This window comes from Anaerotruncus sp. (assembly GCF_057433415.1).
In genome coordinates, this window is the sequence record NZ_DBMDHH010000008.1 from 1 (window position 1) to 15,479 (window position 15,479).

14 protein-coding genes are annotated in these 15,479 nt (G+C 61.5%); 12 read left to right on the top strand and 2 right to left on the bottom strand.

All coding sequences use genetic code 11. The annotated features are described in order from the left end of the window. Positions 1 to 163: 163 nt before the first annotated feature. Positions 164 to 2,503, bottom strand: coding sequence for a diguanylate cyclase domain-containing protein (locus tag ACZO3G_RS03625; RefSeq protein ID WP_276870674.1), 2,340 nt, complete (start codon positions 2,501 to 2,503; stop codon positions 164 to 166). Between the two features lie 209 nt (positions 2,504 to 2,712). On the opposite strand from ACZO3G_RS03625, the gene ACZO3G_RS03630 reads away from it, so the two are divergent. The 9 genes from ACZO3G_RS03630 (at position 2,713) to ACZO3G_RS03670 (ending at position 11,051) form a co-directional block, all read left to right on the top strand. Then, positions 2,713 to 3,105 carry a competence protein CoiA family protein gene (locus ACZO3G_RS03630; RefSeq protein ID WP_276870676.1) on the top strand — a complete coding sequence of 131 codons (393 nt, stop codon included), beginning with the start codon at positions 2,713 to 2,715 and terminating at the stop codon, positions 3,103 to 3,105. 80 nt (positions 3,106 to 3,185) lie between these two features. Beyond that, entirely contained in the window at positions 3,186 to 4,454 is a 1,269-nt protein-coding gene (locus ACZO3G_RS03635) for a DUF1576 domain-containing protein (RefSeq protein ID WP_276870678.1), read from the top strand. A 35-nt stretch (positions 4,455 to 4,489) separates the two neighbouring features. Then, entirely contained in the window at positions 4,490 to 4,822 is a 333-nt protein-coding gene (locus tag ACZO3G_RS03640; protein ID WP_276870681.1) for a hypothetical protein, read from the top strand. Positions 4,823 to 5,048: 226 nt separating this feature from the next. Continuing rightward, complete coding sequence (locus tag ACZO3G_RS03645) at positions 5,049 to 6,233, top strand: acetyl-CoA C-acetyltransferase (RefSeq protein ID WP_101551565.1); 1,185 nt, start codon at positions 5,049 to 5,051, stop codon at positions 6,231 to 6,233. A gap of 88 nt (positions 6,234 to 6,321) precedes the next feature. After that, the gene (locus ACZO3G_RS03650) at positions 6,322 to 7,098 is read left to right on the top strand and encodes an enoyl-CoA hydratase-related protein (protein WP_276870684.1); all 777 of its coding nucleotides are present in this window, start codon (positions 6,322 to 6,324) and stop codon (positions 7,096 to 7,098) included. Between the two features lie 35 nt (positions 7,099 to 7,133). After that, on the top strand, positions 7,134 to 7,973 hold the full coding sequence (locus tag ACZO3G_RS03655; RefSeq protein WP_121586494.1) for a 3-hydroxybutyryl-CoA dehydrogenase: 840 nt from the start codon (positions 7,134 to 7,136) through the stop codon (positions 7,971 to 7,973). A 102-nt stretch (positions 7,974 to 8,075) separates the two neighbouring features. After that, complete coding sequence (locus ACZO3G_RS03660) at positions 8,076 to 9,215, top strand: acyl-CoA dehydrogenase (protein WP_101551559.1); 1,140 nt, start codon at positions 8,076 to 8,078, stop codon at positions 9,213 to 9,215. A gap of 16 nt (positions 9,216 to 9,231) precedes the next feature. Further along, positions 9,232 to 10,014 (top strand): electron transfer flavoprotein subunit beta/FixA family protein, encoded by a 783-nt coding sequence (locus ACZO3G_RS03665; RefSeq protein ID WP_101551557.1) that lies wholly within the window; start codon positions 9,232 to 9,234, stop codon positions 10,012 to 10,014. Positions 10,015 to 10,031: 17 nt separating this feature from the next. Beyond that, entirely contained in the window at positions 10,032 to 11,051 is a 1,020-nt protein-coding gene (locus tag ACZO3G_RS03670) for an electron transfer flavoprotein subunit alpha/FixB family protein (protein WP_101551555.1), read from the top strand. Positions 11,052 to 11,207: 156 nt separating this feature from the next. On the opposite strand, the gene ACZO3G_RS03675 is transcribed toward ACZO3G_RS03670, so the two are convergent. After that, positions 11,208 to 11,936 carry a GntR family transcriptional regulator gene (locus tag ACZO3G_RS03675; RefSeq protein WP_276870700.1) on the bottom strand — a complete coding sequence of 243 codons (729 nt, stop codon included), beginning with the start codon at positions 11,934 to 11,936 and terminating at the stop codon, positions 11,208 to 11,210. A gap of 235 nt (positions 11,937 to 12,171) precedes the next feature. Between ACZO3G_RS03675 and ACZO3G_RS03680 the strand changes: the two genes are divergently transcribed. The 3 genes from ACZO3G_RS03680 to ACZO3G_RS03690 are packed head-to-tail and all read left to right on the top strand — an operon-like array spanning position 12,172 to position 15,423. Next, positions 12,172 to 13,131 carry an SIS domain-containing protein gene (locus tag ACZO3G_RS03680; RefSeq protein WP_101551551.1) on the top strand — a complete coding sequence of 320 codons (960 nt, stop codon included), beginning with the start codon at positions 12,172 to 12,174 and terminating at the stop codon, positions 13,129 to 13,131. Between the two features lie 53 nt (positions 13,132 to 13,184). Beyond that, complete coding sequence (locus ACZO3G_RS03685; RefSeq protein ID WP_101551548.1) at positions 13,185 to 14,036, top strand: PfkB family carbohydrate kinase; 852 nt, start codon at positions 13,185 to 13,187, stop codon at positions 14,034 to 14,036. A 46-nt stretch (positions 14,037 to 14,082) separates the two neighbouring features. Beyond that, positions 14,083 to 15,423 (top strand): ABC transporter substrate-binding protein, encoded by a 1,341-nt coding sequence (locus ACZO3G_RS03690; RefSeq protein ID WP_101551547.1) that lies wholly within the window; start codon positions 14,083 to 14,085, stop codon positions 15,421 to 15,423. Positions 15,424 to 15,479 lie beyond the last annotated feature (56 nt).

Below are 15,479 nucleotides of genomic sequence, written 5' to 3' on the forward strand. Positions count from 1 at the left end.
CGTTCGTGATCGTGGGGGACGCGGGAGAGATTTCGGGGGAGGGCTTCCGGGAGCACGCGCCGTCCGACCTGACGCTGGCCGACCTGCTCCGCCGGGCGCGCAAAAAACAGGCATGACAGAAAAGGGACGCCCGCGGGCGTCCCTTTTTGATACCGGTTTCCGCTCAGGAGCGGCCGGGCTCCTTGTAGGCGGTGATGTCCACGCAGGACATGAGGCAGACGCTCTGCCCGTCGACCCAGGTCATGCGGGAGGCGGTGGCGCTCGTCCAGACGGACAGCTGGGTGTTGTGGAGCTCCATCGTGCAGCTTCCCGCGCCGGTGCGGTCCATCTCGCGCATCGGGCATTGCGGGCAGGGCGCGCGGTTTCCCCAGAAGGCCTCGTAGCAGCACGCGCCGACCTTTGCCCCGGGCACCAGCTCGAGGGTCTTCCGGTTGATGTAGAGCAGCCGGTGGTCCCCGCCGATGACGTAGGTCCACAGGTTCTGATGGTCGAGCACCGCGCGGGTGACCCGGAAGGACTCGGCCAGCTTTTCCTGCGTGCGCCATTTGATCAGGAAGGTGCTGAGGATTTTGGAGATGAAGGTGAGGGTGTCGATCTCCTCCTGCGTCCAGAATCGCTGGGCGCTGCATTCGTCGAAGCCGACGTACCCCGAAAACACGCCGTCGTTTTTGAGGGCGCATTGGAGCATCGAATGGATATTCTGGACAGCGAGAGCGTCGTGGAGCCCCTTCACGGTCAGCCGGGAGATGTCGTCGCAGTAGAAGACCCCGTCCTCATTGAAGTTGGCGGCATAGTCGCCGATCAGGGAATAGGGGACCCGCTGGAGATTGTCGATCTGGGGGGAGACGCCCTCGTTGCACCATTCAAAGGTGTTGTTGCAGGCGAGCCCGTCCTCGGTGTTCTCGAATATGTAGGCGCGGCTCACGTCGAAATGCCGCCCCACGATCGCGAGGATCGCGTTTACCGCCTTGTTGATGTCGTCCGAATCGTAGAGGATTTGGAAGATGTATTCCGCGATATGCTCTGTGAAGGATTTGCGCCCGACGTCCGGTTCCTCCCCGCGCCGCGTGCCGGGCGGGAGGAAGGGGTCGCCGCCGCCGTCGTAGAACTGGCAGCGGTCCTTGCCGAGCTTTTTGGCGCTGTAAAGGGCGCTGTCCGCCTTCTCGAAGAGGGCGCGGTAGTCACCGCCGTCGCGCGGGCAGAGGGCGATGCCGATGCTGCCCGAGATCGCGTGCCCGGCGTTGTGCCCGGCGAGGGTGCTGCGGAAGGCGTTGAGGACCGCCCCGGCCTTTTCGCCGATGACCTCCTCGTCGTCCGCGCCCTTGAGGAAGACGACGAACTCGTCCCCGCCGATCCGCCCGACGATGTCGGTGGATCGGAACAGCTGGGTGATCCGCTCCGAGACGTCGCGCAGCACGGCGTCGCCGAGCAGGTGGCCGAGGTGGTCGTTGACCGCCTTGAAGTCGTCGATGTCGATGATGAAGAGGGCGCCCGAGGCGGCGGGGCCGCTCTTTTCGAGGAAGCGGTTGACCATGACCTCGGTGTAGCGCCTGTTGTAGAGCCCGGTCAGCGGATCGCGCCGCGACTGGTCCTTGAACTCCTGCTCCCGGCGCTTGTCCCGGTCGATGTCCTTGATGCTGCCGATCAGCCGCCGGTACTTCCCGTCGGAGCCGCGGATGGGGACGAGGGTGATGCGCACCCAGGTGTAGTGCCCTTCGCCGTCGAGGGTGCGGTATTCGGCCGAGAGGGCGGTCTCTCCATCGTCGAAGGCCTGGCGGACCCGCTCGGACGACAGGCTTTCGCGGAGGCGGTCGCGGTCCTCAGGATACACGTGGGGGAAATCGTCGTCCGGCAGGAACCCCGCCGGGTCCTTGCCGCCGAGGTAAAGGGCGCTGTTGGCGGTGACCAGCCCGTTGGAGGCGTTGTATTCAAACACAAGGTCGCTCGTGGCCTCGAGCGCAAAGCGGTAGCGGGTCTCGTCGGCCCTGCGCTCGTCGTTGAGCCGTTCGAGCTCGGCGGTTTTTTCCGCGATCTTCTTCTTGAGCAGGGCATTGCTCTGCTCGGTGAGGCTCTTGGCGAAGAACTCGCCCTCCCGCTGGTAGCGGTCGGGCGCCGAGTGGTGCAGGTGCAGCACGGAGAAATTTCCGTCCCGCAGGCGGCAGACCCCCGAAAACCGGGTGTTGAGGTCCGCGACGACGCGGTCCTGCCCGCCGCTCTCCTCCCGCGCGCGGATGGTGCCGAAGGTGAGGAAGAGATCGTCGGAGAGCTGCCGGGCGCGGTAATCCTCGCCGACGATGGAAAAATGCCCGCTCCACTCCTGGGACTCCGCGCCGAGCATCCGCACGGCGTCGCCGAGGCTGAGGCAGAGCTCCCCCTCGCCGGTGCCGATCCAGGTGACCTCCTCGTCAAAAGACCGGATGATCCCGGAATAATCGCGGGCCTCCAGGTAGTCGTGCCAGACGCCGCGCACGAATTCGGCGGCGCGCGTCTCCAGATCGTTCATCGGATTTCCTCCCTTCCAGGAAAACGTCCGGACCGCGGTCCGGACAAAACAGCTGTCATAATATTACCATATCTTTATAAAAAAGGCCAGAGTTTATGATCGAAATTCTGGAAAGGACGCATTTTTTCATCGCCCGGGCGGTCCTTGCAACGAAAGCCGGGACATGTTACACTGCAAAATAGGATTACTTCGGAAAGGATGATCACCGGATGGACTGGTTTCGGCGGATGATGCCGGGCAGGCGGGGGCTTGACGGGCTGGGCTGGGCGCTGCTGGCCGGCGCGGCGGTTTCGATGGCCCTGCGCCGCGCGACGGGGTATCGGCTCTTCTGGACGCTGGCGTTTGTGCTGCTGGCGGTCTTTTTCCTGCGTTTTTTCTCGCGGGACGCGGGGCGCCGCTATGAGGAGAACCGACGTTTTATGGCGCTGTGGCGGCCGCTGGCGCGCCGCTTTTCCTCCTGGGCGGACGCCCTGCGGGACGCGCGGACCCACCGGCGTTTCCGCTGCCCCTCCTGCGGGCAGAAGGTACGGGTGCCGCGCGGGAAGGGGAGGATCTGCATCACCTGCCCGCGATGCCGGGTGGAATTCGTCCGGCGGACGTGAAAATTTACAGAATATTCGCCTTTCCACCGGCACGCGTATGTTAAAATGAGCTGAGACACCGGAGATGGAGGGAGAAGGGTTTGGACCGATTGCTGACCTATCGCCCGGAGCGGCAGGGACGCTATCTCTTTTGGGCGATGACCGCCTTCGCGCTGGCGCTGATCGGCTTCGGGCTGCTGTGGGACACGCCCGCGGGCGTCGTTTCGGGCATCTGGAAGATCATCCGCACCCAGGCGGGGCTGATCACCGACTCGATCAGCGTCGGCGGCATGGGGGCCGCGTTTGTCAATGCGGGCCTGGTGACGCTGCTGTCGATCGGCATCCTGCGCGCCGTCCGGATGAACTTTTCGGGCATCAGCGTGGCGAGCCTCTTTTTGATGGCCGGGTTCTCCCTCTTCGGCAAGGACGTCTGGAACATCTTCCCGATCATTTTCGGCGGATGGCTCTATTCCCGCTATAAGCGGGAGCATTTCGGCCGCTACGTCTACATCTCCCTCTTCGGCACGGCGCTCGCGCCCGTGGTCTCGGAGATCGTCACCGTCGGCCGCGAACGGGACAAGCTGCTCTGGTACCTGCTCGGGGTCGGCATCGGCGTGGCCGTCGGCTTTCTGCTGCCCGCCGTCGCCTCCTTCACACTGCGGGTGCACCAGGGCTACAACCTCTATAACGTCGGCTTTACGGCGGGGCTGATCGGCATGGTGCTCGCCTCCTTTTTCAAATCCTTCGGGCACACCTTCGAGGCGCGCCTCGCGTGGAGCACCGGCAACAACCTGCCGCTCGCCGCCTTCCTGTTCGGTCTGTTCGCCCTGATGGCGCTGGCGGGCTTCTGGTGGAACGGGCGCAGCTTCCGGAACGTCGCGCGCATCACCCGCCATTCGGGCCGCCTCGTGGCCGACTTCGTCCAGCTAGACGGACTGCCCGTGACGCTCATCAACATGGGGATCATCGGCGCGGCCGCCACCGTCTACGTGCTGGTGGTGGGCGGCGACCTCAACGGGCCGACCATCGGCGGCGTCTTTACGATCTGCGGGTTCGGCGCGTTCGGCAAGCATCTCAAGAACATCATCCCCGTCGTGCTCGGCGTGGTGATCAGCTCCTTTTTCATGGTGTGGTCGCTGAGCGAGCCCAACGTTTTGCTGGCGGCCCTCTTTGCGACGGGGCTCGCCCCCATCGCGGGGCAGTTCGGCTGGAAATGGGGGATCGCCGCGGGCGTGATCCACGCCTCGGTGGTGCTCAACACCGGCTTCCTGCACGGGGGCCTCAATCTCTACAACAACGGTTTTTCGGCGGGGCTCGTGTGCATTGTGCTGGTGCCGCTCATCGAGGCGCTGCGCCGGGACCGGGAATAACAGGGGGAATCGATACGGAAGCTACAGCCAGAAAGATGACGAAAGTGATCGACGAGCTGATCGTGTTCTTTTTCAGCGTCGGCTCGGACGGGGTGCGGATGGATTTGCGCAAGCTGGAGGACGGCTACGAGCTCTCGCTCAAAAGCCGGTACGACCCGGCGGAGAGCAAGAAGGTGAACGACCTCGACCGGTTCCTCAACCAGGCGGAGAAAAACGAGGGGCTCGAGGAGTTCTTCTGGCAGCTCGCGGGAGTGAGCGGGCTGGGGCAGGACAGCGAACTGCACCTGATCGGGCAGATGGTCGACTGCCGCAGGCTGGAGATCGGCGCCGACACGGTGGAGCTCACGCTTTTTAAGCGCAGGGAATGACCTGAAATTCCCTTTCAAACCCGCATGAACAGGGGCCTTTGGAGCGTTTGTTTCAAAAGTGCATAAAAGCGGTTTCGGGCGAGGGGGGAGATTTAGACAAACTCATAAAAATCGTGAAAAGTTTGTTAAAAATATAGCAATTTCAAAACCCTTGTAGTATACTGATAATCGAAGGGCCGGTCCGGCCCGAAACCTGAGAATTTCAAGAAAAATCGGAGGCGTCAACATGTCAAAGGAAATCGTATTGGCCGGTGCCTGCCGCACCGCAATCGGCAAAATGGGCGGTTCCCTCACGGGTGTCCCCGCCGCGCAGCTCGGTGCTATCGTGATTAAGGAAGCCCTCAACCGCGCGGGCGTGAAACCCGAGCAGGTTGACGAAGTCTTTATGGGCTGCGTGCTCCAGGCCGCGCAGGGCCAGAACGTCGCGCGCCAGGCCGCCCTCAAGGCCGGCCTTCCCATCGAGGTCCCCGCGCAGACGCTGAACATCGTCTGCGGCTCCGGCCTCAAGTGCGTCAACCTCGCGGCAGCGATGATCGCTTCGGGCGAGGCGGACATCATCGTCGCCGGCGGCATGGAGAACATGTCCGCGACCCCCTTCGCGCTCGACAAGGCGCGCTACGGCTACCGCATGAACGACGGCAAGCTGATCGACTGCATGATCAAGGATTCCCTCTGGGACGCTTTCAATAACTATCATATGGGCATCACCGCGGAGAACGTCGCCGAGAAATACGGCGTCACCCGCGAGATGCAGGACGAGTTCGCCGCGTCCAGCCAGCAGAAATGCGAGGCCGCCCGCAAGGCCGGCAGGTTCAAGGACGAGATCGTCCCGGTCCCCATCAAGGTCAAGAAGGAGACCGTCCTCTTCGATACCGACGAGTTCCCCCGCGACGGCGTGACCGCCGAGGGCATCGCCAAGCTGCGCCCGGCCTTTAAGGAGGGCGGCACGGTGACCGCCGCGAACGCCTCGGGTATCAACGACGGCGCCGCCGCGATCGTCGTCATGAGCGCCGACAAGGCCAAGGAGCTCGGCATCAAACCGATGGCCAAATGGGTCGCCGGCGCGACCGCGGGCGTCGATCCCTCCATCATGGGCATCGGACCCGCCTTCTCCACCAAGAAGCTGTTTGACAAGACCGGCCTCACGATCGACCAGATGGACCTCATCGAGGCGAACGAGGCGTTTGCCGCGCAGTCGCTGGCCGTGGGCATCGAGCTCGGCTGGGACGCCTCCAAGGTCAACGTCAACGGCGGCGCGCTCGCGCTGGGCCACCCGGTGGGCGCCTCCGGCTGCCGCATCCTCGTCACCCTGCTGCACGAGATGAAGAAGCGCGGCTCCAAGCTGGGACTCGCGACCCTCTGCATCGGCGGCGGCATGGGCTGCTCGACGGTTGTCGAAAATATCCAGTAACAGGGAAAATCAGTTTCAGGCATCCGGGTCTCCGGGTGCCTGAAAGCTGTACAAAAGCGAAAATACACACAGGAACGGAGGCAAAAACTTGAGTTACGTCACCTACGAACAGAGGGGCTTCGTCGGCGTAATCACCATCGACAAGCCCAAGGCGCTCAACGCGCTGAACAGCGAGGTGCTCGGCGATCTCGAGAAGGTCGTCGACGCGATCGACGTGGACGCGACCCGCTGCGTCATCATCACCGGCGCGGGGGAGAAGGCGTTCGTCGCGGGCGCGGACATCGCCGAGATGTCCGGGCTCACCAAGGCCGAGGGCAAGGCGTTCGGCAAGAAGGGCAACGACATCTTCCGCAAGATTGAGACGCTGCCCGTGCCGGTCATCGCGGCGGTCAACGGCTTCGCGCTCGGCGGCGGCTGCGAGCTGGCCATGAGCTGCGACATCCGCATCGCTTCGGAAAACGCGGTGTTCGCGCAGCCGGAGGTTTCGCTCGGCATCACCGCCGGCTTCGGCGGCACCCAGCGGCTGGCCCGCACGATCGGCGTGGGCAAGGCCAAGGAGCTCCTCTACACCACGAGCAAGGTGAAGGCTCCCGAGGCGCTCGCGCTCGGGCTCGTCAACGCCGTCGTCCCGCTGGAAAACCTGATGGACGAGGCGATGAAGCTGGCCGAGAAGATCGCCCGCAACGCGCCGATCGCGGTGCGCGCCACCAAGAAGGCGATCAACGACGGCCTGCAGGTCTCGATCGACGAGGGCGTCGCGATCGAGGAGGAGCTGTTCGGCAGCTGCTTCGAGACGCTGGACCAGCAGAACGCGATGAAGGCGTTTGTGGCGAAGGAGAAGCCCGCCCCGTTCGAAAACAGGTAATGCGATCCTGATATTTACATATGGAGGTAACTGAAATGAAAGTTGGCGTTATCGGCGCGGGAACGATGGGTTCCGGCATCGCGCAGGCATTCGCGGTCACTGACGGCTACGAGGTCGTGCTCTGCGACATCACCGAGGAATTTGCCGCGGGCGGCAAGAAGAAGATCGAGAAATCCCTCACCAAGCTCGTCTCCAAGGGCAAGATGGAGCAGGAGAAGGCGGACGCGATCCTGGCGAAGATCACCACCGGGCTCAACGACAAGGTGGCCGACTGCGACCTGGTTGTCGAGGCGGCGCTCGAGAAGATGGACCTCAAGAAGGAGCTCTTCGCGAAGCTGCAGACGATCTGCAAGAAGGACGCGATCTTCGCGTCCAACACCTCCTCCCTCTCCCTGACCGAGATGTCCCAGGGGCTTGACCGCGCGATCGTGGGCATGCACTTCTTCAACCCCGCGCCCGTCATGAAGCTGGTCGAGGTCACCGCCGGCCTGCACACCGCTCCCGAGACGGTCGAAAAGATCGTCGCCATCTCAAAGGAGATCGGCAAGACCCCGGTTGAAGTCAAGGAGGCCCCCGGCTTCGTCGTCAACCGCATCCTCATCCCGATGATCAACGAGGCGATCGGCATCTACGCCGAGGGCGTCGCGTCGGTCGAGGGCATCGACTCCGCCATGCAGCTCGGCGCGAACCACCCGATGGGCCCGCTCGCGCTCGGCGACCTGATCGGCCTGGACGTCTGCCTCGCGATCATGGAAGTGCTCTACAACGAGTTCGGCGATCCGAAATACCGCCCGCATCCGCTGCTCCGCAAGATGGTCCGCGGCGGCACGCTCGGCCGCAAGACCGGCAAGGGCTTCTACGACTACTCCAGGTAAATCCGCTCCCGCTCCGCAGGCCGCGCGGCGCATCCGATGTGCCGCGCGGCTTGGCGCGGGCAGCTTTCGCAGGAAATATAAACATATTAGGGAGGAACTTGCATGGACTTTGTACTCAGCAAAGAGCAGGAGATGGCAAGACAGCTTTTCCGTGACTTCGCGGAAAAGGAAGTGAAGCCCCTTGCTCAGGAAGTGGATGAGGAAGAGCGCTTCCCGGCCGAGACGGTCGCGAAGATGCAGAAATTCGGTTTTATGGGCATCCCGTTCCCGAAGGAGTTGGGCGGTCAGGGCTGCGACACGCTGACCTACGCGATGTGCGTCGAGGAGCTGTCGAAGGTCTGCGCCACGACGGGCGTCATCGTGTCGGCGCACACCTCGCTCGGCTGCGACCCGATCAAAAAGTACGGCACCCCCGAGCAGATCGAAAAATACCTCGTCCCGATGGCGCAGGGCAAAAAGCTCGGCGCGTTCGGCCTCACCGAGCCGGGCGCCGGCACCGACGCCTCCGGCCAGCAGACCAAGGCGGTGCTCGACGGCGACCACTATGTGCTCAACGGCTCCAAGATCTTCATCACCAACGCCGGCCAGGCGGACGTATACGTCATCTTCGCGATGACCGATAAATCCAAGGGCAACCGCGGCATTTCGGCGTTCATCGTCGAAAAGGAGTTCCCCGGCTTCTCGATCGGCAAGAAGGAGCTCAAGATGGGTATCCGCGGCTCCTCCACCTGCGAACTGATCTTTGAAAACTGCATCGTCCCGAAGGAGAACCTCCTCGGACAGGAGGGCAAGGGCTTCGGCATCGCGATGGGCACCCTTGACGGCGGCCGCATCGGCATCGCCGCGCAGGCGCTGGGCATCGCGCAGGGCGCGTTTGACGAGACGGTCAAATACGTCAAGGAGCGCAAACAGTTCGGCCGCCCGATCTCGGCGTTCCAGAACACCCAGTTCCAGCTTGCGGACATGAAGGCCAAGATCGAGGCCGCCCGCCTGCTCGTCTACAGCGCCGCGGTGGCCAAGGACACCAAAAAGCGCTTCTCGGTCGACGCCGCGATGGCCAAGCTGTTCGCCGCCGAGACCGCGATGGAAGTCACCACCAAGTGCGTGCAGCTCTTCGGCGGTTACGGCTATACGAGGGATTACCCCGTGGAGCGCATGATGCGCGACGCGAAGATCACGGAGATCTACGAGGGCACCAGCGAGGTCCAGCGTATGGTCATTTCCGGATCGTTCTTGAAGTAGAAGGGAGTTGCAGGAATTGAAAGTAGTCGTTTGCATTAAGCAGGTCCCGGATACCAACGAGGTCAAGCTCGATCCGGTGACCGGAACGCTGATCCGTGAAGGCGTCCCCAGCATCATCAACCCGGACGACAAGGCGGGCCTCGAGGCCGCGCTGCGTCTTAAGGACCAGTACGGCGCGCATGTCACCGTCATTTCGATGGGCCCGCCGCAGGCCGACCTGGCGCTGCGCGAGGCGCTGGCGATGGGCGCGGACGAGGCGATCCTCGTCACCGACCGCGCGTTCGGCGGCGCGGACACCTGGGCGACCTCGTCGACCATCGCGTCCGCCATCGAGAACCTCGAGTACGACCTCATCATCACCGGCCGCCAGGCGATCGACGGCGACACCGCCCAGGTCGGCCCGCAGATCGCGGAGCATCTGGGCCTGGCCAACATCAGCTATGCCGAGGACCTCAAGGTCGAGGACGGCTATGTGATCGTCAAGCGGCAGTACGAGGACCGCTACCACATCCTCAAGGCGAAAATGCCCTGCCTGATCACCGCGCTCAGCGAGCTGAACGAGCCCCGTTACATGACCCCGGGCGGCATCTTCGACGCCTACCGTGAGAAAGAGGTCAAGGTGTGGACCCGTCCCGACCTCAAGGTCGACGACGGCAACATCGGCCTCAAGGGTTCCCCGACGCGGGTCTTCAAGTCGTTCACCAAGGCCGTCAAGGGCAAGGGCACCGTCGTGACCCTCGACCCGCAGGAGTCGGCCAACTGGCTGGTCGACAGGCTCAAAGAAAAATTCATTCTGTGAGGAAAGTGGTGAACGAAATGGCTGTTTCTGATTATAAAGGCGTATTTATCTTCGCACAGCAGGTCGACAACAAGATCACCGGCGTTTCCTATGAGCTGATCGGCAAGGGCAAGCAGCTCGCCGCCGACCTCGGCGACGAGGTGACCGCGGTCCTGCTGGGCCATCAGGTGACCGACCTTGCCAAAAAGCTCGCGCGCTACGGCGCCGACCGCGTGATTGTCGTGGACGATCCCGCGCTTGAGACCTATATGACCGAGCCGTACGTCGAGGCGATGTACGAGGTCATCCAGGCGAAAAAGCCCGCCGTCGTCCTCTACGGCGCGACCGCGATCGGCCGCGACATGGCCCCGCGCGTCTCCGCGCGCGTGCACACCGGCCTGACCGCCGACTGCACCGGGCTGGAGATCGACCCCGAGACCAAGAACCTCATGATGACCCGTCCGGCGTTCGGCGGCAACATCATGGCGACGATCCTCTGCCCCGACCACCGTCCGCAGATGGCGACGGTCCGCCCGGGCGTGATGCAGCGCATCTCCCCGATCGACGGCGCCGAGTGCCCGGTCGAGAAGTTCGAGGTCCCGAACCTCGACTCCCGCAAGAACGTCGAGATCCTCGAGGTGATCAAGAAGGTCAGCGAGAAGATGGACATCCAGGACGCGAAGGTGCTCGTTTCGGGCGGCCGCGGCATGGGCTGCCCCGACAACTTCAAGCTGCTTGAGGAACTCGCCGACGAGCTCGGTGGCACCATCTCCTCCTCCCGCGCCTGCGTCGACGCCGGCTGGGTCGAGAAGGACCGCCAGGTCGGCCAGACGGGCAAGACCGTCCGCCCGAACCTGTACATCGCCTGCGGCATCTCCGGCGCCATCCAGCATCTCGCCGGCATGGAGGAGAGCGACATCATCATCGCCATCAACAAGGACCCCTCCGCCCCGATCTTCGAGGTCGCGGATTACGGCGTGGTCGGCGACGTCTGCAAGATCGTGCCCCTCTTCACCGAGGAGATTCGCCGCGTGCGCACCCAGAAGGCGAACGCCTGATTTTTCCCGCGAATCAAAGGGAGCCCCTTCCGTTCGGAAGGGGCTCCCTTTTTTGCGCGGCGGCGGAAAACCGCGCGGCCGCGGCCGCGCACGCGCGAATGCCCGGTTCGGGCGTTTTTTTTTCGCCGGGCGGTTTTCCTCTGCGTGGAAGGGTCGTCAGGTCGCTGAAACGGAGCTATAGATCGAGTATTTAAACCGATCCGTGACGACAAGGTCCTTGCTGACATAGATGGGCTTCTTTTTCTTATTGAAGTAGCGCCCGTCGAGAAGAAGCAGAGGTTCCCCGACGGGGATCTGCAGGTGGGACGCCTCCTCTTGATTGGACATGCACACCTCAAGCACGGACGTCCAGGCGTGGATCGCGGCGCCGTTTTTTCGCAGGATTTCGTGGAGGGACCCCTTCAGGTCCTCATAAAAGAGGAAGCTGCTTTTGACGGGAAAATAGTTGGTTTCTATCATAACGGGAACGTTATCGGCGTACCGGATCCGCTTCATGACAATCCCTTTGGAATTGTTTGGAAGCTCCAGGGATGCCGCCACACGCGCAGGCAGGTCGACGATCTCAAGCCCCAGCACTTTCGTGGACGGTTCGATTCCGCTGCTGCGGCATATTTCCGTAAAGCTGGAGAGGCCTTCCTTCATATTTCGCTGCATCGGCATCATGGAGGCGACAAACGTCCCCTTGCCTTGCTGCTTTACGACGATGTTGTCCGAGGATAACAGCTCCAGGGCCTTTCGCACCGTGATCCGGCTGACACCGTAGGTATCGCTCAGCTCCTTTTCGGAGGGCAGACGCTGCCCCGGGTTCAAGCTGTGCTCGTGGATGTAAAGCATAAGCTGCTCGGCCACCTGTTGATAGAGCGGCGTTCCATCGTTGATATCCACCTGATTCAAAAAGATCCCTCCGCGTATTTTTTTCGGCTTATCTGATCACTATTCATACAAGTTAGCACAAAAAGGAAAAATTATCAAGACGCCAAATTCTTTTAAACTTTTGAAAAAAAAACTATTGCAATTACCCAACAAACTTATTATAATACGTTATAGATGTTACAATACATCTTACACAAAAAGCACCCCTTTTGTCAACGCGATTACAGAGATGGAAGGATGAAAGAACATGGAAAAAATGGTCCGAATGCTGCTGGAGAAAAGAAAAATCGACAAGGTCTTTTTTGTTGCGTGCGGCGGTTCGCTGGCGGCTTTTTATCCGGCAAAATATTTTCTGGAGAGGGAGAGCAAGGCGCTTGTACGCATTGGATGGCACCCCGCCAATGAGTTTGTCCACGATACCCCCAAAGCTCTGGACCAAAACAGCCTGGTGATCTTGTGCTCCCATCAGGGCACGACTCCGGAAACCGTGGAGGCGGGCCGCCTGGCCAGGGAAGCCGGAGCCGCCACGGTGGTTTTTACATATGCTCCGGGATCGGCCATCACAACGCTGGGGGACCATGTGGTGGTCTATAGCTGGGGGGAGCGGCAGGTCTACTCGCGGAAAAAGGAGAGCCTCTGTCTGCGCCTGGTGATGGAATTTTTACACCAGTCTGAGGGGTGGAGCCATTACCAAGAAAGCATGGCCGCATTTGATCTCTATGACGAGATCGTGGCGAAAGCCAAAGAGGGCTGCCTGGCGGATGCGCAGCGGTTCGCGCAGTCGAACAGGGATGAAAGGATGATCTACACCGTTGGCTGCGGCGCGAGTTGGGGCGCGGCCTATATGGAAAGCATCTGCATCCTGATGGAGATGCAATGGATTCATTCCGCCTGCATCCATTCCGGCGAATTTTTCCACGGCCCGTTGGAGATCACGGACCAGCATACGCCGTTCCTGCTCTTTCTCAGCGACGGACCTTGCAGGGAGCTGGATGAGCGCGTGCTGAGATTCCTGGAACAATACGGACGCAAAATCTACACGATCGACGCGAGGCGGATGGGATTGGACGCGATCGACCCGGCGGCCGTGGAATATTTCTGCCCCCTGCTGCAATCCGCGGTGGTGGACGTCTATAACCAGGCGCTTGCCGAGGTGAGGGAGCATCCCCTGAGCATGCGCCGGTATATGTGGAAGGTCGCATATTGAGCCGCTGCTTGTAATTTCATCTGAGCGGCGCCCGAGAACTGGGGGAGTGTGCCATGCTAAACGTGATCGGTGTCGGCGACAACGTTGTGGACATCTATCTGCACAAAAACATTATGTATCCCGGCGGAAACGCCTTGAATTTTTGCGCCTACGCGAAAAAACTGGGGCATAACGCGGCATACATCGGCGTGTTCGGCGACGACCGGGCGGCTCGCCATGTGATGGATACAGCCAGGCTGCTGGGGATCGATCTTTCACGCGCCCGGCGCGTCCACGGCGAAAACGGGTATGCGAAGGTGGACCTCGTGGATGGGGACCGCACCTTCATAGAAAGCAACAAAGGAGGTGTCGCAAAAACCCACCCGTTAATGCTGGGGGCGTCCGATCTCGAGTTTATCCGCCGATTCGACCTGGTGCACACAAGCTGCTTCAGCTACATGGACGGCGAGCTTGAAAAGCTCTATCGGACGGGGGTCCCGGTCAGCTACGATTTTTCCGCCGACTTGAGCGACGACCGTCTGCGAAGCGTCTGCCCCTACCTGTTTTTAGGCGTGGGCTCCTGCAGTCATCTGGACGACCAGCAGGTTTCTGATCTGGCGCGCAGGATGCACCGCATGGGAAGCCGGATGGCCTTACTGAGCATGGGACGGCGCGGCGCGGTCCTCTTTGACGGGGAAACGCTCTACCGGCAGGCGTCGGGAAAGGAGAAGGCCGCCGACTCCATGGGAGCGGGCGATTCGTTCCTAACCAGCTTTGCGACCTCCTATCTCTCCCTGACGCGGGAACATGCGGCGCCGGACGCCGCCATTCGGAAAAGCCTGGAATCCGCGGCGGCCTTTGCTACGGAAACCTGCATGATAGACGGCGCGTTCGGATATGGCGCGACCTATGCGGATGAACTGTAAACAGGTTCGTAACAAAACGCGGTGAAAATGATTAAGGAGGTAAAAAATGAAAAAGCTACTATCTTTGCTACTGGCGCTGACGATGGTGAGCATGCTGCTCGCGGCCTGCGCGGGCGGCGCGAATCCACCGCCTGCGGAGCAGGCGAGCGCCTCCGCCCAACCGGTCGGTGGCACGCGGCAGGCTGGGGATGGCGGCGACGGGGAGATTGTACTGTCCCTGTATCATCGGTATGCAACCGAAAATCAGACAGCATTCATGTCCAAGATCATCGCGCTTTTTGAGGAACAGAATCCCGGCGTCAAGGTGGAGGTTTCCACGAGCGGCCGCGACGAGTACCGCGACAAGCTGAAGGTCGTGCTGGGGTCCAACAACATTCCCGATGTGTTCTTCAGCTACGCCTATGAAAACGCCAATGAAATCATCCGCGAGGGCAAGTGCCTGGATATCACGGGTTATTATGAGGCGGACGACGAGTGGAAGGGTTACTACATCGACGGGGTCCTCGACGGATATACCTATGAGGACGCCCTCTATGGCGCGCCGTATCGGGTTTCCATCTCCGTCATCCTTTATAACAAGGAGATCTACAGCGATCTCGGACTCTCCGTTCCCTCCACCATGGACGAGCTGCTGTCGAATTGCAAGGCGATACAGGCGGCCGGAATTCAGCCGTTTACCTTTGCGAACTCCGAGCAGTGGCCCGCGCCTCAGTGGATCGGGGCGTTCAACCAGAAGCTGGTTGCTCCGGAGGTGATGGCCGCCGATTATTCCCTGAAGGGAGACTTCAGCGATCCCGGCTATCTGAAAGCCTTCGACGTTTGGAGCCAACTGCTTGCCTATGCCAGTCCCGACGCGAATTCAAAAACCTACTCGATTTCCGAAGAGGAATTCGCCAGCGGTTCCGTGGCGATGATGTGGGGAGAATCCGTCTCAGTGGGCGACATCAATCTCCTGAACCCCGATTGCAGCTTCGGCTGCTTTGCCGTTCCCGCGATCGTGGGCGGCGCGGGGGACAACACCGGCATCCAGGGCGGCCCGGAGGGGTTCGTTGTGTCGTCCGGCACCGCGCATCCCGAGGAAGCCGCAAAATTGGTGAAGTTCCTGTCCAGCCCCGAGGTGGGCAAGCTGATGATGGCGGACCTGCAATGGTTTAATGGCTGCGCGGACGTGGTGAACGCCTCCGCGGAGGGGTTGACCCCGATCGAGGAGGCCTATACCTTCCTCAACAATTCCACCGGGCTACTGCCCTTCATGGACACGGCGATGAATTCCAGCGTCGCGAGCGTCTACATCGCGAGCATGCAGTCCTATGTTGACGGCGGAATCACGGCCGAGGGCGTGATGGAAGCGGTGCGCACGGAAGCGGAATTCTGTGCCGCGGAATAACACAGAGGCATAACGGCAAATGGGTAAGGTGGCGATGTGAAACCATCGCCGCCTTA

Excerpts from the sequence above, each read along its gene's own strand:
- ACZO3G_RS03655 (WP_121586494.1), top strand. The coding sequence starts at position 7,134 with ATGAAAGTTGGCGTTATCGGCGCGGGAACGATGGGTTCCGGCATCGCG.
- ACZO3G_RS03625 (WP_276870674.1), bottom strand. The coding sequence starts at position 2,503 with ATGAACGATCTGGAGACGCGCGCCGCCGAATTCGTGCGCGGCGTCTGG.
- ACZO3G_RS03690 (WP_101551547.1), top strand. The coding sequence starts at position 14,083 with ATGAAAAAGCTACTATCTTTGCTACTGGCGCTGACGATGGTGAGCATG.
- ACZO3G_RS03640 (WP_276870681.1), top strand. The coding sequence starts at position 4,490 with ATGACGAAAGTGATCGACGAGCTGATCGTGTTCTTTTTCAGCGTCGGC.
- ACZO3G_RS03670 (WP_101551555.1), top strand. The coding sequence starts at position 10,032 with ATGGCTGTTTCTGATTATAAAGGCGTATTTATCTTCGCACAGCAGGTC.
- ACZO3G_RS03645 (WP_101551565.1), top strand. The coding sequence starts at position 5,049 with ATGTCAAAGGAAATCGTATTGGCCGGTGCCTGCCGCACCGCAATCGGC.
- ACZO3G_RS03630 (WP_276870676.1), top strand. The coding sequence starts at position 2,713 with ATGGACTGGTTTCGGCGGATGATGCCGGGCAGGCGGGGGCTTGACGGG.
- ACZO3G_RS03660 (WP_101551559.1), top strand. The coding sequence starts at position 8,076 with ATGGACTTTGTACTCAGCAAAGAGCAGGAGATGGCAAGACAGCTTTTC.
- ACZO3G_RS03685 (WP_101551548.1), top strand. The coding sequence starts at position 13,185 with ATGCTAAACGTGATCGGTGTCGGCGACAACGTTGTGGACATCTATCTG.
- ACZO3G_RS03680 (WP_101551551.1), top strand. The coding sequence starts at position 12,172 with ATGGAAAAAATGGTCCGAATGCTGCTGGAGAAAAGAAAAATCGACAAG.